22 protein-coding genes, 1 tRNA gene and 2 pseudogenes are annotated in these 26861 nt (G+C 71.8%); 15 read left to right on the top strand and 10 right to left on the bottom strand.

Annotated elements, in window-relative coordinates:
• Nucleotides 1-662 (bottom strand): annotated as a pseudogene (locus tag AOK15_RS46575) (NAD(P)/FAD-dependent oxidoreductase); the annotation flags it as partial.
• Between the two features lie 114 nt (nt 663-776).
• Here AOK15_RS46575 and AOK15_RS08200 point away from each other — a divergent pair.
• The 6 genes from AOK15_RS08200 to AOK15_RS08175 all read left to right on the top strand — a co-directional run bounded on the left by AOK15_RS08200 (nt 777) and on the right by AOK15_RS08175 (nt 6206).
• On the top strand, nt 777-1376 hold the full coding sequence (locus AOK15_RS08200) for a helix-turn-helix domain-containing protein (protein ID WP_055514311.1): 600 nt from the start codon (nt 777-779) through the stop codon (nt 1374-1376).
• Between the two features lie 104 nt (nt 1377-1480).
• Entirely contained in the window at nt 1481-2458 is a 978-nt protein-coding gene (locus AOK15_RS08195) for an NADPH:quinone oxidoreductase family protein (RefSeq protein ID WP_055514309.1), read from the top strand.
• Nucleotides 2455-3639, top strand: coding sequence for an acyl-CoA dehydrogenase family protein (locus AOK15_RS08190; protein WP_055514307.1), 1185 nt, complete (start codon nt 2455-2457; stop codon nt 3637-3639). Before AOK15_RS08195 ends, AOK15_RS08190 begins: the two co-directional genes overlap by 4 nt.
• Complete coding sequence (locus AOK15_RS08185) at nt 3636-4721, top strand: acyl-CoA dehydrogenase family protein (protein ID WP_055514305.1); 1086 nt, start codon at nt 3636-3638, stop codon at nt 4719-4721. Before AOK15_RS08190 ends, AOK15_RS08185 begins: the two co-directional genes overlap by 4 nt.
• 303 nt (nt 4722-5024) lie before the next feature.
• The gene (locus AOK15_RS08180; RefSeq protein ID WP_055514303.1) at nt 5025-5900 is read left to right on the top strand and encodes a phosphatidylinositol-specific phospholipase C/glycerophosphodiester phosphodiesterase family protein; all 876 of its coding nucleotides are present in this window, start codon (nt 5025-5027) and stop codon (nt 5898-5900) included.
• Nucleotides 5901-6011: 111 nt separating this feature from the next.
• Nucleotides 6012-6206, top strand: a complete 195-nt coding sequence (locus tag AOK15_RS08175) for a hypothetical protein (RefSeq protein ID WP_055514301.1) — start codon at nt 6012-6014, stop codon at nt 6204-6206.
• Nucleotides 6207-6245: 39 nt separating this feature from the next.
• Here AOK15_RS08175 and AOK15_RS08170 read toward each other — a convergent pair whose 3' ends face one another.
• The 4 genes from AOK15_RS08170 to AOK15_RS08155 form a co-directional block, all read right to left on the bottom strand.
• Entirely contained in the window at nt 6246-7418 is a 1173-nt protein-coding gene (locus tag AOK15_RS08170; protein ID WP_055514299.1) for a phosphodiester glycosidase family protein, read from the bottom strand.
• A gap of 114 nt (nt 7419-7532) precedes the next feature.
• Nucleotides 7533-7907 carry a DUF779 domain-containing protein gene (locus AOK15_RS08165; protein WP_055514297.1) on the bottom strand — a complete coding sequence of 125 codons (375 nt, stop codon included), beginning with the start codon at nt 7905-7907 and terminating at the stop codon, nt 7533-7535.
• A gap of 50 nt (nt 7908-7957) precedes the next feature.
• Complete coding sequence (locus AOK15_RS08160) at nt 7958-9484, bottom strand: alginate lyase family protein (RefSeq protein ID WP_205632097.1); 1527 nt, start codon at nt 9482-9484, stop codon at nt 7958-7960.
• Nucleotides 9485-9680: 196 nt separating this feature from the next.
• Nucleotides 9681-11735, bottom strand: a complete 2055-nt coding sequence (locus tag AOK15_RS08155) for a pectinesterase family protein (RefSeq protein WP_055514295.1) — start codon at nt 11733-11735, stop codon at nt 9681-9683.
• 366 nt (nt 11736-12101) lie between these two features.
• On the opposite strand from AOK15_RS08155, the gene AOK15_RS08150 reads away from it, so the two are divergent.
• From AOK15_RS08150 to AOK15_RS08130, 5 genes are all read left to right on the top strand, one after another.
• Nucleotides 12102-13106: a substrate-binding domain-containing protein gene (locus AOK15_RS08150; RefSeq protein WP_055514293.1), complete on the top strand. Its 1005-nt coding sequence runs from the start codon at nt 12102-12104 to the stop codon at nt 13104-13106.
• A gap of 319 nt (nt 13107-13425) precedes the next feature.
• On the top strand, nt 13426-15837 hold the full coding sequence (locus AOK15_RS08145; protein ID WP_055514291.1) for a sensor histidine kinase: 2412 nt from the start codon (nt 13426-13428) through the stop codon (nt 15835-15837).
• Between the two features lie 48 nt (nt 15838-15885).
• Nucleotides 15886-16314: a roadblock/LC7 domain-containing protein gene (locus AOK15_RS08140; protein ID WP_055514289.1), complete on the top strand. Its 429-nt coding sequence runs from the start codon at nt 15886-15888 to the stop codon at nt 16312-16314.
• A gap of 1 nt (nt 16315) precedes the next feature.
• Complete coding sequence (locus tag AOK15_RS08135) at nt 16316-16672, top strand: DUF742 domain-containing protein (RefSeq protein WP_055514287.1); 357 nt, start codon at nt 16316-16318, stop codon at nt 16670-16672.
• Complete coding sequence (locus tag AOK15_RS08130) at nt 16659-17240, top strand: GTP-binding protein (protein WP_391332554.1); 582 nt, start codon at nt 16659-16661, stop codon at nt 17238-17240. Before AOK15_RS08135 ends, AOK15_RS08130 begins: the two co-directional genes overlap by 14 nt.
• A 30-nt stretch (nt 17241-17270) precedes the next feature.
• Here the strand turns inward: AOK15_RS08130 and AOK15_RS08125 are convergent, their stop codons facing one another.
• The 3 genes from AOK15_RS08125 to AOK15_RS08115 form a co-directional block, all read right to left on the bottom strand.
• A complete protein-coding gene (locus AOK15_RS08125; protein ID WP_055514282.1) occupies nt 17271-17876 on the bottom strand; it encodes a TetR/AcrR family transcriptional regulator in 606 nt (201 codons plus the stop codon).
• Between the two features lie 27 nt (nt 17877-17903).
• A complete protein-coding gene (locus tag AOK15_RS08120; protein WP_055514280.1) occupies nt 17904-19922 on the bottom strand; it encodes a galactose-binding domain-containing protein in 2019 nt (672 codons plus the stop codon).
• Between the two features lie 536 nt (nt 19923-20458).
• Nucleotides 20459-20533, bottom strand: a tRNA-Trp gene (locus tag AOK15_RS08115).
• Between the two features lie 271 nt (nt 20534-20804).
• Here AOK15_RS08115 and AOK15_RS08110 point away from each other — a divergent pair.
• Nucleotides 20805-21284, top strand: a complete 480-nt coding sequence (locus AOK15_RS08110) for a hypothetical protein (RefSeq protein WP_055514279.1) — start codon at nt 20805-20807, stop codon at nt 21282-21284.
• A gap of 186 nt (nt 21285-21470) precedes the next feature.
• Here AOK15_RS08110 and AOK15_RS08105 read toward each other — a convergent pair whose 3' ends face one another.
• Nucleotides 21471-21860 (bottom strand): HGxxPAAW family protein, encoded by a 390-nt coding sequence (locus AOK15_RS08105; RefSeq protein ID WP_055514277.1) that lies wholly within the window; start codon nt 21858-21860, stop codon nt 21471-21473.
• A 116-nt stretch (nt 21861-21976) separates the two neighbouring features.
• Between AOK15_RS08105 and AOK15_RS08100 the strand changes: the two genes are divergently transcribed.
• Complete coding sequence (locus AOK15_RS08100) at nt 21977-22438, top strand: MarR family winged helix-turn-helix transcriptional regulator (protein WP_055514275.1); 462 nt, start codon at nt 21977-21979, stop codon at nt 22436-22438.
• A gap of 4 nt (nt 22439-22442) precedes the next feature.
• On the opposite strand, the gene AOK15_RS08095 is transcribed toward AOK15_RS08100, so the two are convergent.
• Nucleotides 22443-25595 (bottom strand): glycoside hydrolase, encoded by a 3153-nt coding sequence (locus tag AOK15_RS08095; protein WP_055514313.1) that lies wholly within the window; start codon nt 25593-25595, stop codon nt 22443-22445.
• 290 nt (nt 25596-25885) lie between these two features.
• On the opposite strand from AOK15_RS08095, the gene AOK15_RS08090 reads away from it, so the two are divergent.
• Entirely contained in the window at nt 25886-26485 is a 600-nt protein-coding gene (locus tag AOK15_RS08090; protein WP_055514273.1) for a hypothetical protein, read from the top strand.
• Between the two features lie 111 nt (nt 26486-26596).
• Nucleotides 26597-26861 (top strand): annotated as a pseudogene (locus tag AOK15_RS08085) (hypothetical protein); the annotation flags it as partial.

The raw sequence follows: 26861 nt of genomic DNA, 5'->3' as shown, positions 1-26861 counted from the left end.
GTCTGGGGGAGGGGGCGGGGAGCGGCGAAGAGGACCTGGCGGGCGTGGGTGGTGCCGTCGGCGAGGCGGACGCCGCTGAGGCGGTCGGCCTCGGTCAGCAGGGCCGCCACCTCGCCGGGGACCACGGAGACGCCGGCCGCCGCGAGTCGGCGGAGGTCGTCGTCGGAGAGGTCGGCCTCGGGGACGGTGTGCAGGAACAGGATGACGTCCTTGGACCACTGGGAGACCATCAGCGCCTGGTGCACGCTCATGGGGGTGGTGGCGAGCACACCGAACGCCTGGTCCCGCACCTCCCAGCCGTGGCAGTACGGGCAGTGCAGCACGTCCCGTCCGAAGCGCTCGGCGAGGCCGGGGACCGGCGGCAGTTCGTCCTGGAGGCCGGTGGCGACGACCAGGCGCCGGGCGTGGAAGGTCCGGCCGTCGGCCAGGGACACGGAGAAGCCGGGGTCCTCCGCCTCCTCGTCGCGGGTGACGTCCACCGCCCGGCCCCGGACGAGGTCGACGCCGTACCGGGCGATCTCCTCGCGGCCCACGGCCAGGAACTCCTGCGGCGACATGCCGTCCCGCGACAGATAGCCCTGCATATGGGCGGCGGGCGCGTTGCGGGGCTCCCCGGCGTCGACGACCAGGGTCCGGCGGCGGGCCCGGCCGAGGACCAGGGCNNCCGCCGATCACGATCACTTCGTACTGCTGGGTCATGGTGACCACCTCCAGGGAAACGGTCGCCCGAGAGCTGCCGTATTGACAAACCTCTTTGCCGAAACTGCAATGGCCGCATGAGCGAGAAGAGTGACGGGGCGAGTGGCACGGACGAGGTGCTCGCCGGGGTCGGGCCGAGGCTGCGGGCCCTGCGCAAGGAGCGCGAGGTGACGCTCGCGGGCCTGTCGGAGGCGACCGGGATCTCCGTGAGCACCCTCTCCCGGCTGGAGTCGGGGCTGCGCAAGCCCAGCCTGGAACTGCTGCTGCCGATCGCGCGGGCCCACCAGGTTCCGCTGGACGAACTGATCGGGGAGCCGCCCGTCGGTGATCCACGGGTCCGGTCCAAGCCGATCGTGCGGCACGGACGCACGTACTGGCCGCTCACCCGCCAGCCGGGCGGCCTCCAGGCCTTCAAGGTGCGCGTCGAGCCGGAGGGGCAGCAGGTCCCCGACCCGCGCACCCACGAGGGGTACGAGTGGCTGTACGTGCTCTCGGGGAAGCTGCGGGTGGTGCTCGGCGAGCACGACGTGGTGCTGACCGCCGGGGAGGCCGCCGAATTCGACACCCGGGTGCCGCACTGGTTCGGGGCGGCGGGCGAGGCGCCGGCGGAGTTCCTCAGCCTGTTCGGGCCGCAGGGGGAGCGGATGCACGTCCGGGCCAAGCCCGCCCGCCCGTGACGCACGCTACTGCCCGCCGACTGTTCCCCGGAGGGCAAGCGACCGCTTAGTATGCGGATGTCAGTCGACCCCGGTCCGACGAAGCTGTCCCGTGGAGGCACCGCATGCAGGCATGGCAAGTGCACGAGAACGGCGAGCCGAGCGAGGTGATGCGGCTCCAGGACGTGGAGCGGCCCACGCCCGGCGACGGCCAGGTCCTGCTGAGGGTGCGCGCGGCGAACATCAACTTCCCGGACGTCCTGATGGCCCGGGGCCACTACCAGGTCCGCCCGCCGCTGCCGTTCACGCCCGGCGTGGAGATCTGCGCCGAGACCGAGGACGGCCGCCGGGTCATCGCCACCCCGGCGCTGCCGTACGGCGGCCTCGCCGAGTACGCCGTGGCGGACGCCGCGGCCCTGCTGCCGGCGCCCGAGGCGCTCGACGACGCGGAGGCCGCGGCGCTGCACATCGGCTACCAGACGGGCTGGTTCGGCCTCCACCGCCGGGCCCGCCTGGAAGCGGGGGAGACGCTGCTCGTCCACGCTGCCGCAGGAGGGGTCGGCAGCGCGGCCGTGCAGCTCGGAAAGGCGGCCGGCGCCACGGTCATCGGGATCGTCGGCGGCGCCGACAAGGCCGCCGTCGCCCGCGAGCTGGGCTGCGACGTGGTGGTGGACCGGCGGAGCGAGGACGTCGTCTCCGCCGTGAAGGACGCCACCGGGGGCCGGGGCGCCGACGTGATCTACGACCCGGTGGGCGGCGAGGCCTACACGCAGTCGACCAAGGTCGTCGCCTTCGAAGGGCGGATCGTGGTCGTCGGCTTCGCCAGCGGGACCATCCCGAGCCCCGGCCTCAACCACGCCCTCGTCAAGAACTACTCGATCCTCGGCCTGCACTGGGGCCTGTACAACACCAAGAACCCGAAGCTGGTCCAGCACTGCCACGAACAGCTCACCGAACTGGCGGCGCGTGGCGTCGTCAAGCCCCTGGTGAGTGAGCGGGTGCCGCTCGACGGGGCCGCGGCCGCCGTCCAGCGCGTCGCGGACGGTGTCACCACCGGCCGGGTCGTCGTGGTGCCCGCACCGGAGAACGGAGCCGCCGTATGACCGACGCAGCCGAACTGAGGCGCCGCACCGCCGAGTTGCTGGCCGCGCACCCGCCCGCCACCACCGACCGGCTGGACTTCCTGCGAGCCCGCTTCGACGCCGGGCTCGCCTGGGTGCACTACCCCGAGGGCCTCGGCGGCCTCGGCGCCCCCCGCTCCCTCCAGGCCGTCGTGGACGCCGACCTGGCGGCGGAGGGCGCCCCCGACAACGACCCGCGGCGGATCGGCATCGGCCTCGGCATGGCCGCGCCGACGATCCTCGCCTACGGCACCGAGGAGCAGAAGCGGCGCTATCTGCGGCCCCTGTGGACCGGGGAGGAGGTCTGGTGCCAGCTGTTCAGCGAGCCCGGCGCCGGCTCCGACCTCGCCGCGCTCGGCACCCGCGCCGTCCGCGAGGACGGCGGAGACTGGGTGGTCAACGGGCAGAAGGTGTGGACGTCCAGCGCCCATGTCGCCCGCTGGGCCATCCTCATCGCCCGCACCGACCCGGACGTGCCCAAGCACCGGGGCATCACCTACTTCCTCTGCGACATGACCGACCCCGGCATCGAGGTCCGGCCGCTGCGGCAGATCACCGGCGAGGCCGAGTTCAACGAGGTCTTCATCACCGACGTCCGCATCCCCGACTCCCGCCGCCTCGGCGACGTCGGCGACGGCTGGAAGGTCGCCCAGACCACCCTCAACAACGAACGCGTCGCCATCGGCGGTATGCGGCTGCCCCGCGAGGGCGGCATGATCGGCCCCGTCGCCAGGACCTGGCGCGAACGGCCCGAGCTGCGCACCCACGACCTCCACCAGCGCCTGCTCAAGCTGTGGGTGGAGGCCGAGGCCGCCCGCCTCACCGCGGAACGGCTGCGCCAGCAGCTCGTCGCCGGACAGCCCGGCCCCGAGGGCGCCGGCATGAAACTCGCCTTCGCCCGCCTGAACCAGGAGATCAGCGGCCTGGAGGTCGAACTCCGCGGCGAGGAGGGCCTGCTGTACGACGACTGGACCATGCGCCGCCCCGAACTGGTCGACTTCGTCGGCCGCGACGCCGGCTACCGCTACCTGCGCTCCAAGGGCAACAGCATCGAGGGCGGGACCACCGAGGTCCTGCTGAACATCGTCGCCGAACGCGTCCTGGGCCTGCCCCCGGAGCCGCGCACCGACAAGGACGTCGCCTGGAAGGACCTCGCCCGATGAGTACACAGCCCGACCTGCTGTACTCGGAGGAGGAAGAGGCCCTCCGCGCGGCCGTACGCGACCTGCTCGCCGACCACTGCGACGCGGCCGGAGTCATCGCCCGCGTGGAGACGGGCGCCCCGCACGACCCGGCGGCCTGGAAGGCGCTCGCCGAGGGCATGGGCCTCGCCGGACTCCTCGTGCCCGAGGACCGGGGAGGCCAGGGCGCCACCCACCGCGAGGCCGCCGTCGTCCTGGAGGAGCTGGGGCGCGCCGTCGCCCCCCTGCCGTACCTGACGAGCGCCGTCGTCGCCACCGAGGCCCTGCTGGCCTGCGCCGCCGACGACCTGCTCGCCGAACTGGCCTCCGGCCGCAGGATCGGCGCCCTCGCGGTCGCGCTGAACGTCCCCGCCGGCGGCGCCTACAAGGTCGTACGGTTCGAGGGCGGCGCCCTGCACGGCGAGCTGACCGGCGTCGCGGACGCGGCGGTCGCCGATGTGCTGCTCGTGCCCGCCGACGACGGCGGCCTGTACGCGGTCGACGCCTCCGCCGCGACCGTCACCCCGCAGCCGTCCCTGGACCTGACCCGGCCCCTCGCGACCGTCGCGTTCGACGGGGCGCCCGGCCGCCTCCTCGGCGACGCCGAACCCGCCGTGCGCCGTGCCCTGCGCGCCGGGGCCGGGCTGCTCTCCTCCGAGCAACTCGGCCTCGCGGAGTGGACGCTGACCGAGACGGTCCGCTACCTCAAGGAGCGCAAGCAGTTCAACCGGCCCGTCGGCGGCTTCCAGGCGCTCAAGCACCGGCTGGCACAGCTGTGGCTGGAGGTCGTCAACCTGCGGGCGGCCGCCCGTAACGCGGCCGACGCGCTCGCCACCGGCAGCGACGACATCGACGTGGCGGTGGCCGTCGCCCAGGCGTTCGCCGCGCCCGTGGCCGTCCACGCGGCCGAGGAGGCGCTGCAACTCCACGGCGGCATCGGCATGACCTGGGAGCACCCGGTCCACCTGTACCTCAAGCGGGCCAAGGCCGACGCGATCGCGTACGGCACCGCGGGCGCCCACCGGGAGGCACTGGCCGAACTGGTCGACCTGCGCGCACCCTGAGCCACCGGCAGCACCGGCAGCATCGGCAGCATCGGCGGCACCGGCGGCACCGGCGGCACCGGCAGCACCGGCAGCACCGGCAGCCACCCTCAGCCGCCGTCAGCCATCGACGGAAGGCGCCACGGCAGCGCGCGGCAGCGTGCGGCGAGCCCGTCCCACCTGGGGCGGGCTTTTCCGCGCCCCGCGCGGACGGGGTGAACGCACGGCGGCGGTCCGGCCAACTCCTGCCCCGCACATGCTCGTTGCACGGTACGGACCCCATACTCGCTGGGGTCCCGTACGCCACCTCAGGGGAGGCAGAGCATGGCCCTCACCACCCGCCGCAGAGCCCTCACCACCCTCGGCGCCGCCCTCGCCGGCCCGCTCGCCCTGCCCGCCGCCGAGGCCCTGGCGGAGGAGCACCGCGGGCACCGCCCCCGACCGCTGTGGCGGGCCCACGCGCACAACGACTACGAGCATCCACGCCCCCTCCTCGACGCCCTCGACCACCGCTTCGGCAGCGTCGAGGCCGACATCTTCCTCGTCGACGGCCAACTCCTCGTCGCCCACGACCCCGAGGACCTCGACCCCGCCCGAACCCTGGAGTCCCTCTACCTGGCGCCGCTCGCCGCCCGCGTCCGCGCCCACCACGGCTCCGTGTACCGGGGGCACCGCGGGCCGCTGCAACTCCTCGTCGACATCAAGACCGAGGGCGCCGCGACCTACCTCGAACTCGACCGGCAGCTGCGGCGCCACCGGCACCTGTTCACGACGTACGCGCACGGCCGGATGTACCCCGGACCGGTGACGGCCGTGATCTCCGGGGACCGGGCCGCCCGCGTCCCCATGGAGGCGCAGACCGTGCGCCACGCCTTCTACGACGGGCGGCTCGCCGATCTGGTGAGCGCGACACCCGCGCCCGCCTCCCTCATCCCGCTGATCTCCGACAACTGGTCGCTGAACTTCACCTGGCGGGGCGCCGGTTCGTTCCCGGACTCCGAGCGGGCCAAGCTGCGCGCCGTCGTCTCCACGGCGCACGGGCGCGGCCGGCGGGTCCGGTTCTGGGCCACGCCCGACATCGCGGGTCCGGACCGGGACGCGGTCTGGGGCGAACTCCTCGCCGCGGGCGTGGACCACCTCAACACCGACGACCTCGCGGGCCTCGAAGCCTTCCTCGACGCGCACCGGGCGCGCTGGTGACACCACCGACACCACACGTTCGGCGGACACGTCAGCCGCACGGACCAACCCTCCGCTACGCCACACTTACGGCCGAATGCCGCGAAATGGGCGTGGCGGAGGAGGTTGACGATGGCCATTTCCATCTCTGTGGTGCTGCTGCTCGTGATCCTGGCGGTGGTCTTCATGCGCAACGGCGCGCTGAAGCTCTCGCACGCAGCCGTCTGTGTGCTGCTCGGTTTCTCCATGGCGAGCACGAGTCTGGCGCCGACCATCCACAACGGCCTGACGGCCACGGCGGACATCGTCAGCAGCCTCAAACCCTGAGCCGGGACCCCCGCCCGTCCCTGCACCGTCCTCCGGCCGTCATCGCTTGGTGAACACCCCGATCCCGTTCGGCACGGGGCGTTCCTCGCCCGCGCTGGGATGGTTCCGTACGGTCACGGCGCTCTCGCCGGCGGCACGGGCGACCAGGGTGGAGGAGCCGCCGCCGTCCAGGCTGAACGCGTCGTCCGAGCCCAGCCCCCGCATCACCTCCGCGACCTCGGCGACGGTGAGGCCGGACCGGTGGGCGGGGGCGCCGTCCAGGGCGAGCAGCAGCAGCCGGTGGCCGCCCTCGGCGACACCGGCGGCCGTGCGCACCGCCGAGACCGTGTCGTCGAGGCCCGGCAGCGGGCGGCCCGACCGCAGGACCGGGTAGCCGCCGAGCGCGAAGGCGTAGGCAGTGCGGGCCCTCGCCGCCACCAGGTGGTGCCGTACCCGGACCGGGTCGCCGGGGGAGAGCTTGCGCAGCCACTGGGCGCCCTCCTCACGGCCGACGAGGACCGTGGCGCCGGGCGCGACGGCACCGCTGCCGGGCGCGGGCGTGACGGAGACCACCCGGCCGCCGGCGACCAGCACCTCGTGGACGTCGGTGCTGCACGGCGCCGCCCGGTCGGTGTCGGTGCCGCACACGGCCCGCATCCGGGAGACGGTGCCCCAGCCGGAGGTGAACGCGCCGACGGAACCGACCGGCAGGGCGTACTGGTTGAGACCCCCGAGCGGGAGGACGCCCCCGGCGGTGGTGACGGAACCGTCGAGGGCGATGCTGTCGAGGCGGGCCACGCCGTCGGCCGTGACGCCGAGCACGTCCTTGGTGCTGGTGCCGGGCGGCAGAGCGGGGCCGAAGCGCTGGCCGTCCGGCACGGCGGCCTTGAGGGCGTGCCCGCGGGCGATCGCCGGGCCCACGGAGGCGCCCGTGGCGGTGACACCCGGGTGCTGGACCTCGGTGATGTTGAAGAAGTCGCCGTTCACCCCGGCCACGGCGCCCGCGGCGGTCGCCATCCGGGACACGGTCTGCCGCGCGGCCACCGCCCCCGGGTACAGCAGGCCGACACCCACCCGGCGATCGCGCAGATCGACGCTCAGCACATGGGCGTGCGCCACACCCTGCGCGCCCGTCACATCGAACTCGGTGTACGCGACGCCCGGCGCGAGGTCGGCGGGCCGGGGCGCGCCGGTGGCCGGGGCCGCCCCCACGAGGGCCGCGCCGGTGAGCACACTCCACGCCGCGAGAACCGTCAGTACCGTCCTGAACCGTCCGCCACGACATGTCACGGTGCCCCCTGATGTCTCGTCAACCGTCCCAGGACCCGGGGGAAGTGCACCAGACGACTACCGGCCGGGCGGCGGCTCCGGGCCGACGACGCGGGAACGGATCAGGAAACGCACTCCTTCGGGTGCTTCCAGGGAGAAGCCGCTGCCCCGGCCCGGGACGACGTCCACGGTGAGCCGGGTGTGGCGCCACACCTCGTACTGGCCGCGGGACATCCAGAAGCCCACCGCCTCGTCGACCCCGTCGACGTGCAGTTCCGCGAGGAGGACGTCCGAGTCGCCCGTACGGAACTCGCCGTCCGGGTAGCACATGGGGGCGCTGCCGTCGCAGCAGCCGCCCGACTGGTGGAACATCAGGGGGCCGTGGGCCGCCCGCAGCCGCCGGAGCAGGTCGGCGGCCGCGGGGGTCAGCTCTACACGCGGGACCACATCCATGGCCGCAGTCAACGCCCCGTCAGGTTGCGAGGACGTTGCGTGCGGCCCCGTCACTCCTCGGACGGACCGCCGGATCGGTGACGGCGGCGCAGCAGGAGCAGACCGCCGGCGAGGGCGGCGACACCGCCGGCCGCGGTCCAGGCCGGGACGTCGGAGAGGCCGGTCGCGGCCAGGTCCGCGCCGCGTCCGCCCTGGGCGCCGGCGGACGAGGAGGACGGGGCGGTGCCGGAGGACCCGGACGAGCCGGGGGTGCCGCCCCGCCGCGCCGCCGAGCCGGTGCCCGAGCCGGATTTCGTTGAGGACCGCGTGTCCGCCGTGCCGCCCGGCGCCGACGGGGGCGCCGCCGCCTCGGCGGGGGTGGCCCGGTCCCGGGTGAAGGCCAGGGTGCCGAAGCCGAGCTGGTCGTAGCCGCCGCTGTTGGGGCCGTAGTCGCCGCCACCGCCCTCGGGTGCCGACCGGGCCGCGACCCGGGTGAGGTACGGGGCGTCGAGGCCGCGGCGCCGGGTGTAGTGGTTGGCGATCATGGCCCAGACGGGGCGTGTCATATTCGGGTCGACGGCGGCCGCCGCGGACGCGGTCTCCCTGCCGGACCAGCCGTCGACGGCGCCCTTGGCCCGGGTGTTGGGCGTGTAGGCGACCTTGCCGCCCAGGGTCCACTTCGCCACGTACTGGGCGCCCTTGAGGAAGCGGTTGTCGTCGTAGCCGTACAGGTCGATGCCCTGGTTCCAGGCCATCTCGCAGAAGGTGCCCATGAGGCCGACGCCCAGCAGGGCGTGACCCTGGTCGCGGCCCGCCTCCAGCCACTCGCCGAGGCCGTCGTCATGGACGACCGGGATGGCTTTCCTGACGGCGCCGAGGCCCTTGCCGTGCTGGAAGTAGTCCACGGCGCGCTCGACCCGGGCCCGGTCGTCGCAGAAGATGCCGGTGGCCAGGACGCAGGCCATGGCGCACAGGTCCCAGTTGGTCCAGTAGTTGGTGATGACGGCGCCGTTGTGGTGGCGCAGGAAGTCCTCACTCGGCCGGGCGAAGACCCCGGTCAGCATCTCCTGGAAGCGGTCCGCTTCGAAGCCGTCGTGGTCGCGGACGAGTTCGGCGGCGTTGGCCATCTGGTAGCCGTACAGACCTGCCGCGAGGAACCGGTCGGCGCTGCCCTCGACGGCGGTCAGCTTCGCCGACCAGGCGTTGAGGATCGCTACGGCGGTGTCGGCGTGCGCGGTGTCGCCACTGACGTGGTGGCGCAGTCCGTTCTGGTAGGCGGCGTGCACGTCGTTGTAGAGGATCCCGTAGTTCTGCGGGCCGTCGCCGCCGCGCGTGACGACGGACTGCGGGTTGGCCCGCCAGTCGCTCCCGGAGTGCCGGTTGGCGGTGAGTCTCGCGAAGCCCGCGGTCTGGGGCCGGGCGCCCGCCTTCACCTCGGCGGCCATCCGTCGCAGATCGGCCGTGGTGTGGAGCAGACCGGGGTGAGCGAAGGCGCCGCCCGCCGCCGAGGCCGGCGTCGCCTCCGTGCCCGTGCCGATGCCGATGCCCACCGCGCCCGCGGTGGTTCCGGCGACCTTGAGCAGGGTCCGGCGGCTCATCTGTGCTGTCACGTGGGGGTCCTCGGGGCTCGGGTACGGTTCACGGCTCGCTGCGCGCGGTGTGCGCCGTGTGCGCGGGCCACGGACCGGAGACGCACCGGCCCCGGCGCGATAACAGAAACCGGGGGCGGTGCGTCCGTGCGGCGGCCGGCGCCGCACGGCGAGCCACGGGGCCGGGGCTCCTCGGTTGGAGGCGTCAGGAGCCGGGTGTCCAGCCGGCCAGCCAGTCCGCGACCTCCTGGTCGGCGGCCTGCGCATCGGTCAGATGCGGGCGGTCACCGCTCGCGCCGCCCGCGCCGGGACCCTTGTTCTTGTACTCGGCGAAGCGGTCGTCCTTCCAGGAGAAGCCGCTCATGTCGGTCCACGGCGTGGTCTTCACGGCGGCACTCAGGGTGGTGTTGCGGACCGTCGTCTGCGGGTCGAGGGAGGCGTCGCCGCCCGCGTGCCAGGGACGCCCGAGGTAGAAGCTCCGGTCGGAGACGTCGCCGTTGACGGTGGAGTTGGCGATGAGGATGCCCTTGCGGCCCGCGGCCGTGCTCGGGGCGGTGACGTAACCGGCCGAGGTGCCGTTCCAGCGCTTCTTGAGGGTGATGACCGACCGGTCGATGACGGCCGTGGCCCTGCCGAAGATGAAGTCGACGTTGCCGATGACGTAGGAGTTCGAGACGTGGACACGGCCGAGCCTGTCCTTCGACGCCGTGTCGAGCAGCAGAGTGTCCTGGTCGCCGGTGACGATGACGCCGTCGAGGACGACCCTGTCGGCGGCGGTGCGCAGGGCGACCGCCTGGTGGCCGTCGAGGGACTGGTGGGCGGCCTCGTCGAAGTCGTTGGAGATCGTCAGGTTGCGGGCCTGGAAGTCGTCGGCCTCGACGGCGACGGTGGCGCTGCCGCCGGTGCCGTAGGTGCCGCCGCCCGGCTTGGGCGTGCCGGACGCGTTGTTGTAGACGATCACCGTGTCCTTGCGGCTGGCGCCCGAGCCCTGGACGGTGACGTGCGGCTTGTTGGACGGGACCTTGACGAGTTCCCGGTAGGTGCCCGGCTTGACCGAGATGATGACCCGCGAGGCGTTGTTCGCGGGCACCGCGTCGACGGCCTTCTGCACGCTGGTGAACTGGCCGCTGCCGTCCTTGGCGACGGTCAGCGTGGTGGCCGCGGCGGCTTTCGTCGTGGCCGTCGTACCGATCGAACTCCGCGGCCCGGCACCGGACTTGAGGAGGGCGGGCACATCGGCGGCCTTGTCGAGGGTGTAGGGGTAGTACGTCTTCGGGTCGAAGGCGGTGCCGCCGCTCTCGTTGCGGCCGGAGGTGCCCGAGAAGACGTTGCCGCGCTGGACCAGGGACGCCGTCGCGTCCTTCGTCACCGGGTTGCGCATGCCCTGGAAGTAGCTGTTCTCCAGGACCATTCTGGTGGTGCCGCGCGCGTAGTTGCCGTACGACGAGGCGATGTCCGTGCCGGACACGTCCTCCAGGAAGTTGTTGTACAGGTGCGCGTGGGCCACGTTGTCGGTGGACGGGTTGCGCTGCTCGGTCTCCCGGAACCAGTTGTGGTGGATCGTCAGTTCCGCGGTGGTGTTCGTGGTCCAGCCGATGCCGAACGTCTTGTTGTTCTGGCTCATCCTGTTCCAGGACACCGTGACGTAGGTGGTGTCCTTGCGGCTGTCGATCAGGCCGTCCGCCATGTGGCGCAGGTCGTTGTGGTCGATCCAGACGTGGTGGGCGCCGTCCATCTGGATGGCGTCGAAGTCGTGGTCCTTGTCGTTCCAGGTGCCCTGGTAGGAGTCCCGGATCGTCAGATTGCGGATGATGACGTTGTGCACGCCGGAGCCCAGGAAGAAGCCGCCTCCGACGATGTGCCCGGACGTTCCCGAGCCCACGATCGTCTTGTCCGAGGCGACCTTGATCTCCTTGCCCACCGGGTTCATGGCGATCGTCCCGGCGACCACGATGACGTACGGCTCGGTGGCCGTCGCGTACTTCTCCAGGTCCGCGAGGGTTCTCACGGTGACCGTTCGGCCGTTCCGGCCGCCGTAGGTGCCCTTCTGGCCGAGGGCGTCGACCGAGGCGAAGCCGTCGGCGGCCTCCGTGGCCCACGTGGGGCCGGCCGCCGCGGCGAGCGGCCGGGCGTCCTCGCCGAACGCTCCGAAGACGGAGCCGTACGCCATGGTTCCGGCGGCGGTCAGAGCCAGGGGGAGGCCGGCCACGAGCGCCGTCCTCCTCCTGCGGTGGCGGGCCTTGCTTCGGGTCTCAGTCACGAGTCGCTTCCGTTCCGTGTGGGGGGATGGCCGGTCAGCCGAGCAGTCGCCGCCGCGCGCCAAGAGGTTGCCGCCCTTCCGGGCGGGTTCAGGCCATCCGGAGAAAGCCACGACAGGGCAGGGGAGTTGGCCGGATACGAGTGGTGCCGGATTTGCGGGATTCCTGGTGGGTGACACGTGTGCGCAGGTCGCGTCCGACCTGTCACAGCAGCACATCGATTTCGTTGGTCGCTTGACTACCGGGCGTCACACGCGATTGGCTCCGCCCAGCGAAAGTCAGCCAGTCGCCGCACGTCAGCGCGGAATCGCCGTGTTTTCGCCTCCCCGACGTCCCGCCTTGGTCGCACAGCGAGGTGCCGCACCCTCATGAACCCAGCCTCCGCCGCCCGCCGTTCCTCCCTCCTGTTCCGCGCCGTGGCCCTCGCCGCCGCCGTCTGTCTCACCGTCACCGGCTGCTCCGTCCTCACGGGCGGCGACTCCGACGCGGGTGACGGAGCGTCGGGCGGAAGCGGGATGAAGGTCGCCCTCATCGCCCACGGGGCGGAGGGGGACGTCTTCTGGGACCGGGTGCGCAAGGGGGCGGAGGCCGCGGCGGCCAAGGACGGCATCGACCTCACGTTCGTCAGCGACCCCGACGCCGCGGGCCAGGCGAAACTGGTGCGGAACGCGGTAGCCGACAAGGTCGACGGCATCGCGGTGACCCTCGCCAAACCCCGGGCCATGCGCGGCGCGGTCGCCGAGGCCCGCGCCGCCGGCATACCCGTCGTCGCCCTCAACTCCGGTATCGACGCCTGGCGGGCACAGGGCCTGCTGGGCTTCTACGGCCAGGACGAGTCCGTCGCCGGACGGGCGCTCGGCAAGGAACTGGACGCCCGCGGCGCCCGGCACGCCGTCTGCGTCATCCATGAACGCGGCAACGTCGCCCTGGAGGCCCGCTGCGCCGGCGTCCGCAAGACCTTCGGCGGACAGACCGAGAACCTCTACGTCGACGGCGCCGACATGGACCAGGTGACCGGTGTGATCGCCGCGAAGCTCCGTCAGGACCCCTCCATCGACGAGGTCGTGACCCTCGGGGCGCAGTACGCGCTCGCCGCCGTCGAGTCCGTCAAGGACGCGGGGGACCGGGCCGAGGTCGCCACCTTCGACCTCAACGCGGACATGGTGAAGGCCGTCAGGAGCGGCGCCGTGCAGTTCGCCGTGGACCAGCAGCCGTACCTCCAGGGCTACCTCGCGGTCGACGGGCTCTGGCTCCACCGCACCAACGGCAACATCAGCGGCGGCGGTGTGGAACCGGTGCTCACCGGCCCCGCGTTCGTGACCAAGAAGAACATCGCCGGGATCGAGAAGTTCGCCGCGAACGGCACCCGCTGACGCGATGCCGACGCCCCGCGCGGACACGATGCGAACGGCACGCCCGCACACCGGGCACACGGCCCTCACGCATCCGCCGCCGGCACCGAACAGAACCCTCCGTTCGGACACGGGTTCGCCACGGATCCCAACCATCCGGAACGGTCCGGTAACGGCGGCACCAAGCTTTGGACGTCCCTGGACGCACGCCTTCACTTGTGCGGATAACATCCTGCGCATCCCCTGTGCACCGTACTGACGGGTGACCACCCACCACCCGCGGCCGCCGAAGCCCCGCCCCCGAAACCCTTCCGCTCCCCGCAACCGCCCAAGGACGACGATGCCCTCAAGGACCGGCGCCCGGCGCCGTCTCGGCTCCATACGTCTCTCGCTGATCCTGCTGGCTCTCATCCCCAGCGTCACGCTCACCGCGAGCTGGGCCATGACGACGACGCAGATGTTCTCCGAGGGGCTGCGGCTGCGGGCGCAGACGGGGCTGAGCAAGTCCACCGGCGCCATGGGCACCGAGGCCACCCTGGCCCTCCAGCGGGAGCGGGCCCTGTCCGCCGCCTACATGGCCGCCCCCGGCAGCTCCATGGCGGCCCTGGAGGAACAGCGCGGGAAGACGGACGCGGCGGTCACCCGGCTCGCCGCGAAGGCGGACGCCATCGAGGACGCCCCCGACCGCGTCGGCGAGCGGCTGTACTCGGTGATGGCCGGCTCCGGCAGTCTGGAGTACTACCGGGGCCAGGTGGACAACCCCACCGACATCACCCCCGAGCAGATCCTGGACCAGTACACCGAGATCATCGACGGCCAGATCCACGCCTTCCAGGAGCTGTCCCAGGTCGACGACGGCGACCTCACCTCCCAGGCCGGCCCGCTCGTCACCCTCGAACAGGCGGCGGAGCTGGTCTCCCAGGAGGACGCCCTCCTCACCCTGAACTGGCCCGCGGGGGAACTCGACGACGCCTCCCGTCAGCGTTTCGCGCAGGTGGTCAACGCCCGGCGCTGGCTCGTCGACAACCAGCTCGTGCCCTCACTCGAAGGGGTGGTGAAGAGCGAGGTCGAGCGCATCGTCCGGGACAAGGACTGGCAGAACCTCCAGGCGGTGGAGGACCAGGTCCTCTCGGCCCACGCCACCGGCACCGGCAAGAATCGCAGGACCCCCCTGCCCGACTCCCGGGACCGTTGGGACACCGCCATGACCAGTCTCTCCGTCCAGTACGAGAAGCTGATCCGGGAGCAGACCGGCGCCCTGCTGGACCGCAGTGGCGAGGAGGCCCGCGGACTGCTCATCAAGGCCGCCTCGCTCAGCGCCGCCGGGCTCGCAGCACTGCTGCTGTGCGTCGTGATGTCCTGGCACATCACCCGCTCCCTGTCGCTGCGGCTGCGGGGCCTGAGGACCGCCACCCTCAGCCTCGCCCAGGAGCGGCTGCCCGACGTCGTCGCCCGCCTGGAGCGCGGCGAGAAGGTCGACGTCGACACGGCGGCGGCCCCGCTGGACTACGGCACCGACGAACTCGGCCAGGTCGCCAAGGCGTTCAACGCGGCCCAGCGCACCGCCGTGCACACCGCCGTCGAGCTCGCCGACACCCGGCGCGGCTTCCAGCGCGTCATCCTCGGCATCGCCCGGCAGAGCCAGAACCTGGTCAACCTCCAGCTCACCAAGCTGGACAAGCTGGAGCGCCAGCACCAGGACCCGGAGATCCTCAAGGGCCTGTACGAGCTGGACTCCACCGCGAGCCAGCTGCGCCGCTACGAGGAGAACCTCGTCATCATCAGCGGCGAGCGGCCCGGCCGTACGTGGACCGATCCGGTCGCGCTGATCGACATCCTGCGCAGCGCCGTCGGCGAGGTCGCCCAGTACCAGCGCGTCGAGGTGCACACCGAGGACGACGTGTGGATCGCCCCGCCGGCTGTGGCCGACGTGATCCACCTCCTCGCCGAGCTGATCGACAACGCCACCTCGTACTCGCCGGCCCCCAGCCCCGTGAGCGTGCGCGCGGCGATCGTGGCGAAGGGCCTCGCCCTGGAGGTCGAGGACCGCGGGCTCGGCATGTCCGAGGAGGACTACGAGGCGTTCAACGCCCAGCTGGCGGTGGTCCCGCAGTTCGACGTGGTGGCCCTCGCCGACGACCTCCGGCTCGGCATGTTCGTCATCGCCCGGCTCGCCACCCGGCACGGCATCGCCGTCACGCTGCGGGCCTCGCCGTACGGGGGCACCACCGCGATCGTGCTGATCCCGCACGACATCGTCGTCCACGAGGCGCCCGAACCCGAGCCGGACGGCACAGACGAGGACGAGCCGCCCGTGCGGTCCTCCCTCGTGGCCCGGCGGGTCGCCGCCGCGGAGGCCGAACCTGTGGGGGTCGAGCCCGTGGGGGTCGAGCCCGAACCCGAGCCGGAGGACGGGCCTGCCGCGTCCACCCGGCCCGCCGAGACCCCGGCGGCGAACGGCACCGGGAGCGCGGCCCGCACGTCCTCGGACCGGACGAACGGAGGCCGGGTCCCGCTGCCCCGGCGGGTGCCGCAGACCAGCCTGGCGGCCGAGCTGATGGAGGAGGCGGCGCCCTGCCCCGACGGGGACGACGACGATGACTTCACGGCCGAGCGAGCCGCCTCCTCGCTCGCCGGTTTCCAGCGCGGAACACTTCAGGCCCGTGACGACGAGGCGGAACCCGAGTACGTACGGGGGGAGGAATCCGCTTCCGTCGCCCCGGGAGACCGGGTCCCCGCCTCCGGCCCCTGACGTCCCCATCGACTTCCCCGCCGCAGCCCGCTCATGAAGGACACACAGATGACACGCCCCATCCCCGCCACCCACAGCCAGCTCGACCAGCTGCTCACCGGACTGGTGGACCGGGTCGCCGAGGTCGACCATGCCGTCGTGCTCTCCGAGGACGGGCTGGTCGTCAGCAAGTCCACCGCGTTCCTGCGCGACGACGCCGAGCGGCTGGCGGCGACCGCGTCCGGGTTGATGAGCCTCAGCAAGGGCGTCAGCATGGACTTCCGCGGCGGTCCCGTGCGTCAGCTGCTCATAGAGATGGGCAACGCCTTCCTCATCCTCACCAACGCCGGGCCCGGCGCCAACCTCGCCGTGCTCACCCGGCAGGGCGCGGACGTCGGCGTGGTGGCGTACCAGATGAACATGCTGGTGAAGAAGATCGGCGAGCACCTCAGCGCGGCCCCGCGCGCGGGCGTGGTCGTCGCGGACAGCGGCGAGTGAGGTGAACGGAGGCGACGCGGCGGGCCGGCTGGTTCGCCCGTTCACCCTGACCGGCGGCCGGACCAGACCGAGTCGGAGCGACTTCACCCTCATCACCACGGTGACGGCGGTGGACCCGCAGCCCGTCGGCGGGGCCCGGCCGCAGCCCGAGCACACCCGGATCCTCAGACTCTGCGCCAAGCCGATCGTGGTGGCGGAACTGGCCACCGGGCTCGACCTTCCGGTGAGCGTGGTGGCGATCATGCTCTGCGACCTGCTGGAGGCGGGCCGGATCACCGTACGGCAGCCACGGCTGATCTCCCGCACTCCCGACCTGGACCTGCTGAAGAAAGTGAGGGACGGCCTTGGCCGCCTCTGACCCCACCCCTCAGGGGATGCCGGCTCCCGACGCGGTGAAGATACTCGTCGCCGGCGGATTCGGCGTCGGCAAGACCACCATGGTCGGGTCGGTCAGCGAGATCGTCCCGCTGCGCACCGAGGAGCCCCTCACCACGGCGGGCCTCGGCGTCGACGACCTCGACGGCATCCCCGACAAGCAGGCCACCACCGTCGCCCTCGACTTCGGGCGGATCAGCATCGGGGACGACCTCGTGCTGTACCTGTTCGGTACGCCCGGGCAGCAGCGGTTCTGGTTCATGTGGAACGACCTGGCGATCGGTGCGCTCGGCGCGGTGGTCCTCGTGGACGTCCGCAGACCGGAGTCGAGCTTCGCGGCGATCGACTTCTTCGAACGCCGGAAGATCCCGTTCGTCATCGGCGTCAACGGGTTCTACGGCGAGCACCCCTACGAACCGGACGAGATCCGCGAGGCGCTGGCCCTGCCCGAGCACACCCCGGTCCTCCTCTTCGACGCCCGCGAACGGGCCTCCTGCCGGGACGTGTTGATCGCCCTCCTGGACCAGCTGATCGCCACGTCGGCCCGCTGAGAGCGCGGGCCGCCGCCGGCGTCGCGGTCCTCAGGGGCCGGCCTCCTCGCGGACGAGGCCGGAGACGTGGTCGGTGATGGTGTCCAGGATGCTCGTCCAGGTCGTGTCGTCGCCCAGGACCAGGAAGTTGAGGGTGAGGCCGTCCGTCATGGCGGCCAGGTAGCGGGCCAGGACGGGGACGGGGACGGTCAGTTCGAAGTCCGTCGTGCGGCGCAGCTGTTCGATCAGTTCGGTGTACGTGTCGCAGTACATCTCGTACTGGCGCCGCGCCAGGTGCTCGAACCCGGGCTCCCGCAGGGCGTACTGGGTCAGCTCGTAGGTGAGCATGTGCTCGCCCGGATGGGCGGACACATGGTCCCAGTACGCCTGGAAACCGGCCCGGACGGTCTCCCTGAGCGTCTCCCGAGGGCGGATCGCCTCCCGCACCAGCGCCACGTAGTGGCCGGTGATGGTGGTGATGACGGACTCGATCAGCTCCTGCTTCGAGGCGAAGCAGTAGTGGAAGACGCTCAGGGACACGCCTGCCTCGGCCGCGATGGACCGGGTCGTCGTCCTCGGGACGCCGTCCCGGGTCATCGCGCGGATCGCCGCTTCGGTCAGCTGTCTGCGGCGTTCGGCCGACGGCAGGCGTGCCATGTGGTTCCCTTTCCCCCGTGCGTGCGGTCAGCCGCCGTGGACGCCGACCTCGTAGAGGGAGTAACCCCAGTCCGTGCCGCGGTCGACCCCCTGCATCCGAACATAGCGGGCGGGTACCGCGGCGAACGTGGCCGTGTCGAGGCCACCGTCACCCGAGGTCGTGGACCACACGGTCTTCCAGTTCGAGCCGTCGGTGGAGACGTCGATCCGGTACGACCTGCCGTAGGCGCGCTCCCAGTCGAGGGTGACCCGCTTGACGGTGTGGGTGGAGCCGAGGTCCACCTTCCACCACTGGTCGTCGCTCCAGTCGCTCGCCCAGCGGGTGCCGCCGTCACCGTCCACGGCCCGGCCGGGCTGGTAGCTGGTGAAGGGGTTCGACTCGGACGCGCTCGCCGTGGCCGTGGCGCCCTTGGCGAGGTTCACGCCCGCCTTGTGCGACTCGGACGCGCCCCAGGTGTCGAGGTAGGACTCGGCGCCCCGCATGAGGTCGTCCACGACGCCCTTGCCCCCGACGAGCCGGATGTCCTCGATCCAGTCCGGGACCATGCCGACGTGGGCGGCGCCGTCGGTGTTGAAGTCGAAGGTGCGCTGCCCGGTGGTCTGCTTGTCGATGGTCGAGCCGCCGTCGGCGCTCTTGAAGGGGTACGTCACCGGGTTCGACGTGTTCGCGCCGCGCGGGGCGGGGTGGTCGCCGATGCCGTTGAAGTCGGTGCCGAAGCCGTAGCCCACGTCGTACTTGGCCCGCAGGGCGTCCGTGCGCGCGGCCTCCTCGCTGAACTCCTTCGAGCCGTGCATGTACTGGGCGACGAAGCCGCCGAGGGAGTAGACCCGCTCGGTCCAGTTCAGGTCCATCCAGCTGTGCGAGGACAGCACACCCGGGTACTGCTCGGCCTCGAAGATGTCGAGGACGCGGCCGGTGGCCTTGACGCTCATGTGGTCGATCTCGAGCATCATCTTGCGCTTCATCATGCCGCGCAGCGCGTACTCGCCGAGGTCGGTGAGCCCGCGCACGTTGCACTGCGCGTTCTCGTCGTACTCCGGGACCTCGGTGCCCGCGGGCAGGTCCGCCTCGGCCTTCGACGCGGCGTCGCCGATCGGGTTGTCCTTCTGCGGGCCCTTGCACTTCTCGGTCTGCCAGAACGTGCCGGTCGACAGGAACTGGCCGACGTTGATGGCGGTGCCGAGACCGTGCTCGTCGAAGCGGACGCCGCACAGCGCGTTGTCGAACTTGTGGCACAGGAACATGCTGCGCACACCCAGGTCGTACAGCTCGTCGAGGCCCTTGTCGATGTCCGACTTGCTGCACTGCGGGATGTCGAGGATCTGCTTGCAGCCGAACGGCTCGGACGTCTCGACGCCCAGCACGACCGCCAACTTGCCCTGCGCGACGACCTCACGGGCCTGCGCGCTGTCCGTGACGATCCGGAACCAGCCCTTGCCGGTGCCGCCGTACTGGGCGTCGATGTAGGCCTGGAGGTCGTACGACAGCTTCGCCTGGAGCCGGATCGAGGTCATCTCGTCGCAGCCGCGGTCCTTGAACGGGTAGACCGAGCAGATCATGCCGTTGGTGACGAGGTCGTTGACGAGGACGCGCTGACCGCCGCGCCAGGCGCGCTCGACCCAGGCGTAGTAGTTGGCCTGGTGGGTCATCGAGTCGTAGGCCGGCCAGTCCTTGAACGTCGGGTAGCCGACCGGGTCGTGCTTGCCGTCACCGCCGTGGGTGATGTAGTCGAAGATCGCGAGGGTGCCGTCCGGGTAGTGCTCGGGACAGTCCTTCAGCGCGTCGGCGATGCCGGACGTCGAGAAGACCTTGCCGCAGATCAGCCGGCCGCCGAACGCCTCGTTGGAGAACAGGTGGTTGTGCGCGTCCACGAAACCGCGCACCTCGCCGGCCGCGTTCGTGCCCTTGAACGGCTCGCCCGTGACGTTGATCTGGGAGTCGGGCGTGGGCCGCGCGGTGGGCACCCACCACTCCCCGGTGGCGGCCGAACTGGCCGACGGGCTGAGCAGCATGGCCATCGCGGTCAGGAACAGCGTCAGCGCCATGAGGGGTCTGCGTCTGTGGTGGGCGCGTCGGGTCCAGATCATCGTTCACGTCCTTGGTCGAGGGAAGCGCGGTCGATCGGCCAGACCCTGCGGGACGCGCGCACACCACGACGCCATGGCCCGGTTGTCATGGCTGGCACAAGCGATGTGACGAGAATCGCCACTGTGGTGATGCGAGTCAATAGTCCGGGACAGATGACCTGATGGTGATCGTGTGGTAGGCGTCGAGGTGACATCTCGTCAAACAATGTGTCTCGCATGCCAGTAGCAGCGCCCCCCGACGATCCGGGCCGGTGGAGGGCCCGTTGCGGTCGAGCGGGAGGTCACGACCATGCGGGATGGTCCGAACGCTTTCCGCCGGTCGGCGGGCCTGCGCGCCGAGCTCGACGTGCGCCTCGACGGCCAGGCGAACCAACTCCGTTCGCGCACAGGGCTGCACCGTGCGCGGCAGTGCTGTGGGGGTGTGCGGCGCCGGCCCGACCCGTCTGCTCATGAGTGAGCGGCCGGATCCTCACGGATCCGGCCGCTCTGCGGTGCAGGGGCGGCAGGATTTGAACCTGCGACGTGCGGGTTTGGAATCCGCTGCTCTGGCCGGGCTGAGCTACGCCCCTTCGGTGGCTGGAGCCTCGCACGGGTGCGGGTCCCACTGCCACCGGATTTCGGGCCGGGCGTCCGCGCTTGCCGGCGTCCTTCCCGACTGTGCTGACCCTGGCCGACACGGGCCTCACGCCGCTGCTCTGGCCGGCGGCGCTCGCGGCTGTTCCGGACCGGGCGCTGGACCATGGCGCGTGCGCTGGTCGTGCCGGCGACGGTGCTGTGCCTGGGTGACGTCCTGCCGGCCGCGTTCGCCTCGTCCGGGTTCTACGGCACCCCTCGATCGCAGTGATCCGACCGGCCGTTCCGCTGCTCACCGGCGTCGCCGTCCTCGCCGCACCCAGGGATCTGCTCGGCTCCTCCCTGCCGCAACGCCGCACGATCCTGGGCGTCACCGACCTGGTGGCCGTGCTGATGTCGGGCGTGAAGCTGATCGAGTTGTACTACCCGTTCACACCGGGCGTTCTCAGCGACATCGGCCCACTGTGGGCCGGGGTCCTGCGGGCCGGGGTCCTCGCGATCGCCCTGATCCTCGGCACGCGTAACCGGTTGACCGTCGCGGGCGTGGCGGTGGCCGTGCTGCCCAGCACGCTGCAGGTGACGGTCCAGCTCACCCCGCCGGTGTGGTTGTTCTGCTCCTGGTCCTGCTCGGCGGCACGGTGCCCGTCCTTCGCGCGCGCCCGCGCCACTTCCGGTCGGCCCCGCCGGGCGCGGTGTAGCCGGATCGTGTCTCGTCGACGCCGAGGAGTTCAAGCAAGGTGTGCTTGAACTCCTCGGGTGCCCGAGCAGACCTTCGGCGGCTTCGTCCGCGCCCACGCCGGCCCCCTGGCGGACCGCGGACGGCGACCCCGCGCCGTACCGCCGACGCCGGTCTCCTCGGTGCGCCTTCGTGATGGGGGAGTCAGGTCGGGCCGTGACCGGAGCTCACGTCGGGCCCTGGCCGGAGCCGGTGGTTCAGGACGACGAGTCGGCCGTGGAGACCGCGGGCGTGCCGGTGGCGGCCGGTGCGGTCGCGGTCGACGTGACGGGCTCGGGCAGACCGGCCGTCCGAGGGCCCCGGCGGCCGGCCAGGCGGCAGCCGAGGCAGCCGGGGTGACCGCCGCGGACGGTGCGGTCGCGGGCGCCGAGAGCCCACTGGTCCCTCGGCCGCGGCCCCGGCGGCTTGCCCCAGCCCGCGAGGTGCAGGACCCAGGTGACCAGGAGCGCGGCGACCGAGACGGCGATGCCCAGCGGGAAGCCCGGAGCCCAGCCGCAGACGCCCATGCCGAGCGCCACGGAACCGGCCGTGCCGATCGCGGTACCCGTCCAGCCGGCCACGGTGTGGCCCTCGTCGTAGAGACTCATGTGTCCGCTCCCCTCGCGCGCCGGGGCCCGCCACGGCATGCCGCGGCCCGCCTACGGCGCCAGCCTGTAATATCTTAGCAACTAAGAAATCTAGCCTGTCCTGGAGGCATATTTCAATGGAGGCCGAGCGCCACCCCACCGTCCCGGACGCCATCGGCGCCATGGACCGCATGATCGCGACGATGATCGTGGGACAGCAGGAGTTCGCGCGCCGGTTCGGCCTGAGCGTCACCGACCTGGTCTGCTTCGCCTACGTCCTGGAGGCCGGGGACACCCCGGTCACCGCCGGTGACCTGGCCACCCGTGCCCATGTCACGACCGGTGCGATCACCGGCGTCCTCAACCGCCTGGAAGGCCGGGGCTTCGTCGCCCGCAAGCCGGACCCGGCCGACCGGCGCCGCGTTCTGGTGGTCGCCCGGCCGACCGCCGTCGAGCAGGCGATGACCCTCTACGGCCCGTTCTACGAGCGCCTCGCGGAACTCTTCGCCGACTACACCCCCGACGAACTCGCCGTGCTCACCGACTGGTTCACCCGCGCCGGCGACGTGGCCCGCACCTTCCTGGAGGAGTCCCGCTAGGGGCTCAGCGGCGTACAAGGTCGATCCGGTAGCTGCGGGTCCTGGAACCGTCTTCGGAGGTCACCGTGACGACGGCCGACGTCCGGTCGCCTGTGCCCGTGCGGTCCACGGTGACGGTCGCGTACGGGTCGCGGGCCGTGGCGGTGACGGCGGCCCGGTGCGGGTGGCCCGTGGTGACGCGGTAGGTCGTCGTGTCCGGGTCGAAGGACGCGATCGGCTCGCCCGCCACCTCGACCGAGGCTGCGGCGGCGTCCGTGGAGCGGCCGGGGGCCTTGGCGTGCACCTCGATCTCGCTCATCGTGATGTAGCCGCCCTGACGGGCCGTCATGACCACACGGACGGCGGTGGCCGGTCCTGCCTCCAGGGGCACGTCGATCACAGGGGTGCCCTCGGTGCCCACCGGGACGGAGCCGCTCGCGTCGGTCCAGGGCCCGTCGGCGGTGGCGCGTACCTGGACCTTGAGGCTCTCCGGGAAGGAGACGTTGCCGCCGTCGCGGTGGAAGTGGGCGACGACGCGCGTCAGGTCGCGGGCCCTCGGCAGGGTGAAGGTGAGGGTGTCGGAGGGGTTCTTGGTGCCCGATCTCCAGTTGGACCAGGCCTTCTCGGACCGGTCGCCGTTGCGCAGCCGCTCCGCCGAGTAGCCGCTCTCGGTGAACGTGGCGTCGACGGAGACGTCCGGGTCGGGGGCGATGTTGGTCTGCGTGGCCTCGGTGACCTGGACGCGCACGGTGGCGTCGACCTCGCCGCCGCCGACGACACGGGCGGTACCGGAGAGCTTCACGACACCGGCCTTGTCGTAGGCCCCGGCGGGGGCCGCCTCCCAGGTCACGGGGAGACGGGTGCGGCCGCCGTGCCGGCCGACGCCGGTGACCGTAGCCGGGAGTTCCGGCTCGCCACCGGCATACGTCTTGGCGCGGCCCGACAGTGTCGAGGCGATCGTGTCGACGGTGACGAGCGCCTTCGCGCGGAGCTCGCGGCCCAGGGCGTCGGTCGCGACGCCCTCGACGCGCACCGTGCCGGGCCTCTTCCAATGCCGGTCCGACGGCAGGTCCCACACCACCGGCAGGGAGCCGCGGGCACCGTCCCGGAACACCGGCGTCACCGTCTCCGGCATCGTCGGCCGCAGCCCCGGCACGGTGAACACCTCGGCCCGCTCGGTGCGCAGCACCGTCTCGTCGGTCACCGCCCAGCGCTGGTTGGCCGCCGAGGTCGGTGTGAACGTCGACACCTTGGCGCCGTCCGCGGACGACTGACCCGTGACGTCGATCAGGCCGCCGGTCGCGGCGTTGACGAAGGTCCAGGTGCCGTCACCGGTCGTCGACATGATCCACCGAGCGGCGTCGGGGACCTCGCCGGCCGCCCCGTCCTCCAGCACGGCCTGGTTGTCGCGCACCGCGAGGCGCGTGCCGGTGGCGGCGTTGACGAGGGCGTACCGCTCACGGTTGCCGGTGCCGGGCGTCAGCTGCCGCACCGACCACAACTGCCGTGCGCTGCCGGGGTCGTTCGTGCGCTGGACGACGCCGGTGCCGTCCTGCGACGGGGCCAGCGACCTGCCGCTCTGGGCGCCCTGGAGCCGGTAGACATGACCGGGCCGCACCAGGGCGGCGTCCTCCGCCACCCCGCTGACGCCCTTGACCAGGAACGTGGTGACCGACTTGGCGGGGACGTCGAGCGTCGCCGCACGGTCGGTCACCCGGACCGGGGTGCCGCGCACGAGGGCGCCGTCGGCGCTGGTCACCACGGGCGTGACGGTGGCTCCGGGGGAGACCGTGCCGAAGCGCGAGAGGTCGAGGGCGACGGAGCGGCCGGTGGTGCCGCTGTTGACGTGGACGACGGTCGCCGCACGGCCGGACTTCTTCACCGCTGCGACGCTCGACGGGTCGTCGACCTTGACGAACCGGTCGCCGGGGCGGATGTGATGGGTGAAGTTGCGGATGGTGTGGAACTTGGAGTTGGTCCGGATCGGGCAGGTCTCCAGGGTGTCGTCGGCGGTGCAGTTGAACGGGACGTGGATGCTGCCCCAGTTCTTGCCCGCCGCGGCCTGCGGGATCGCGTCCTCGATCGGCTGCCAGAACACCCAGGCGGACGGCTCCAGTTCCCGCATGTCGTCGACCATGCGCGAGGCGATGCCGAGCCCCGGCTCCATGCCTGTGAAGTCGGTGCCCGTTCCCCAGGTGCCCTCGACCTCGCTCATCCAGAGCTTTTTGTCGGCGCCCTTGGCGATGTCGCGGGCGCTGGTGCGCATCCCGGTGCCGTAGGTGTGCACGTTCAGCTGGGGGAGGGCCGCCCGCGCGGAGGCGTCGTAGGCGTTCCAGTTCTGGGTGAAGATCGTGGGGTTGGTCTCGTCCATCGCCGAGATCTCGGCGTCGGTCCTCGCCCCTTCGAGCGCCTTGTCGAGCGCGCGGACGACCTTCTGCTGGAGCGCCGGACCCGCGTGCGCGCCTTCCTGGCGGCCCCCGGTGGGCTGGCCGTTCGCGCCGATCTGGGTGCCCCAGTAGTTGGTGTTTGGCTCGTTGAGGGGGGCGATCGTGTCGAAGTCGATGCCGTGCGCCTTCTCCAACTTCTCCGTGACGCGCACTAGATAGGCGGCGAACTCGTCGACGCGGTCCGCGCGGATCTGGTCCGTGTTCGCGTCGAAACCGCCGGAGACATAGCCGCTGACGGTCTGGAACCAGGGCGGGGAGTTGCTGAACGCCTCCCACTTGGTGACCTTGTCCTTGACCTGGTCCACCCACCAGCGCTGCCCGGCGTCGGCGTCCCAGTCCCAGTGGTCGGGGTTGTCGGGGTCCCACCACTCCATGTCCTGCCGGGTCGTTCCCTCGGGGGCCTTCCAGAAGCCCTCCATGGTCGCGCCCGTCTTCATGTAGTCCTTGCGGACGTCCGGGGCGTTGCCGCCGCCGATGTTGTAGCGCGCGATGTTGAGGGCGAGTCCGTCGTCGTCGAACAGCATGTCCACGAGTCGTCTTCGGATGGGCTCCGGATAGCGGCCCGTCGCGTTGGCGAACCAGACGAGGCTCGTGCCCCAGCCCTCGAACTCCTGCTGCCGGTACGAGGGATCGATCCGTACCGTGACTCCGCTCCGCCCCGCAGGGGCCTGTGCGTCCGCGACCGTCGGGGGCGCGGCCACCAGGCCCGCGCCCAGCACCAGCGGAACCATGGGCGCCAAGGCCCGGACGATGCGATGCCGTTGGGTCACGGCACTCCCTTCCACAACACAGAGCTGAACAGAACCGATCAGAAGGAATCGCGCTCTGGGCATGCTTGATGACGGAAATGAACACGTCAAGACGGAGGGCGACTTCTTCGGGCGCGTGTCGACCGGCGGTCGGGCAGACCGCCGCTGTCGAGCTTATTGACATGTCCAAAACATGCACTTAGCATGCGTAAATTGCGGAAAGCGCTTTCTGTCTGGCTATTGGTCCCGTCTCCCCCCACAGGAGGACCCCCATGAGTTCACCCCGTAGGAAGGCGGTCGTCGGTGCGCTGGCCGCCGTGCTGCTCGCCGGTACCGGTGTCGCCCAGGCCGCACCGGCGCCCGTGCCCGTCCCGCAGGGGAGGGCCGCCGCGGCGACCATCACCTGGACCCTGCAACGGGCGAGCAACCCGACGCAGGACCAGCGGACGGCGTACGACCTGATCACCTCGGCCATGAACGCCGCGGTGGCCCGCTACAACAACCTCAGCGACCTGGGGAAGAACATCACCGTCCGGTACGACCCCGGCGTGCCCACCGCTGACGGCAACATCAACGGCACCATTCGCTTCGGCAACCGCGGCTATATGAACGAGCGGACGGCCCTGCACGAGATCGCGCACACCATCGGCGTGGGCACCAGCCCGGGCTGGTCGCGGCTGGGCGGCGGCGGGGCCTGGACCGGCGGCCAGGCCACGGCGCTGGTGCGGCAGTTCGACGGGGCGAGCGCCAGGATCTCCACCGGCGGCGGCCACTTCTGGCCCTACGGGCTGAACTACGACAACGAGTTCTCCGGCACGGCGGCCAACCGGCACGTCCAGATCGTCGCCGCCATGGTGCGTGACGGACTCTGATCCCCCTGGGCGCCCCGGGAGTTGGTGCCCGATGACAAAGGCACCACCGGCCGCTGCGTTCTTGTGAGCATGGGCGGGGCGGGCGGTCCTCGCGGTCCTACCGTCCCACCCATGAACATGAGTCGCAGCAGGAAGAGAACGTGGCGAAGCGCCGCGCTGGCGGTGCTGCTGACCACCGGAGCGCTCACCGGGGCCGCCCCGGACGCCCGGGGCGCGACCGCGCGGACCGAGACCCCGGTGGTGTCGTCGGGTCCGGCCGACGGGGTCACCGAGACGGTCGTACGGGTGAGGGCGCCGCTCCCGGCCTCCTTCGGGGCGCGACCCGCGGCATGCGACTGGCTGTCGTACCTGCGCTACCGGTCCGCCGGCGGACCGG

It is taken from the genome of Streptomyces ossamyceticus (genome assembly GCF_001418475.1).
Taxonomy (GTDB): Bacteria; Actinomycetota; Actinomycetes; order Streptomycetales; family Streptomycetaceae; genus Streptomyces; species Streptomyces ossamyceticus.
This window is presented reverse-complemented; position numbering and strand designations above follow the sequence as displayed.

Excerpts from the sequence above, each read along its gene's own strand:
- AOK15_RS08200 (WP_055514311.1), top strand. The coding sequence starts at position 777 with ATGAGCGAGAAGAGTGACGGGGCGAGTGGCACGGACGAGGTGCTCGCC.
- AOK15_RS08195 (WP_055514309.1), top strand. The coding sequence starts at position 1,481 with ATGCAGGCATGGCAAGTGCACGAGAACGGCGAGCCGAGCGAGGTGATG.
- AOK15_RS08190 (WP_055514307.1), top strand. The coding sequence starts at position 2,455 with ATGACCGACGCAGCCGAACTGAGGCGCCGCACCGCCGAGTTGCTGGCC.
- AOK15_RS08185 (WP_055514305.1), top strand. The coding sequence starts at position 3,636 with ATGAGTACACAGCCCGACCTGCTGTACTCGGAGGAGGAAGAGGCCCTC.
- AOK15_RS08180 (WP_055514303.1), top strand. The coding sequence starts at position 5,025 with ATGGCCCTCACCACCCGCCGCAGAGCCCTCACCACCCTCGGCGCCGCC.
- AOK15_RS08175 (WP_055514301.1), top strand. The coding sequence starts at position 6,012 with ATGGCCATTTCCATCTCTGTGGTGCTGCTGCTCGTGATCCTGGCGGTG.
- AOK15_RS08165 (WP_055514297.1), bottom strand. The coding sequence starts at position 7,907 with ATGGATGTGGTCCCGCGTGTAGAGCTGACCCCCGCGGCCGCCGACCTG.
- AOK15_RS08160 (WP_205632097.1), bottom strand. The coding sequence starts at position 9,484 with ATGAGCCGCCGGACCCTGCTCAAGGTCGCCGGAACCACCGCGGGCGCG.
- AOK15_RS08150 (WP_055514293.1), top strand. The coding sequence starts at position 12,102 with ATGAACCCAGCCTCCGCCGCCCGCCGTTCCTCCCTCCTGTTCCGCGCC.
- AOK15_RS08145 (WP_055514291.1), top strand. The coding sequence starts at position 13,426 with ATGCCCTCAAGGACCGGCGCCCGGCGCCGTCTCGGCTCCATACGTCTC.
- AOK15_RS08140 (WP_055514289.1), top strand. The coding sequence starts at position 15,886 with ATGACACGCCCCATCCCCGCCACCCACAGCCAGCTCGACCAGCTGCTC.
- AOK15_RS08125 (WP_055514282.1), bottom strand. The coding sequence starts at position 17,876 with ATGGCACGCCTGCCGTCGGCCGAACGCCGCAGACAGCTGACCGAAGCG.
- AOK15_RS08120 (WP_055514280.1), bottom strand. The coding sequence starts at position 19,922 with ATGGCGCTGACGCTGTTCCTGACCGCGATGGCCATGCTGCTCAGCCCG.
- AOK15_RS08105 (WP_055514277.1), bottom strand. The coding sequence starts at position 21,860 with ATGAGTCTCTACGACGAGGGCCACACCGTGGCCGGCTGGACGGGTACC.
- AOK15_RS08100 (WP_055514275.1), top strand. The coding sequence starts at position 21,977 with ATGGAGGCCGAGCGCCACCCCACCGTCCCGGACGCCATCGGCGCCATG.
- AOK15_RS08095 (WP_055514313.1), bottom strand. The coding sequence starts at position 25,595 with ATGGTTCCGCTGGTGCTGGGCGCGGGCCTGGTGGCCGCGCCCCCGACG.
- AOK15_RS08090 (WP_055514273.1), top strand. The coding sequence starts at position 25,886 with ATGAGTTCACCCCGTAGGAAGGCGGTCGTCGGTGCGCTGGCCGCCGTG.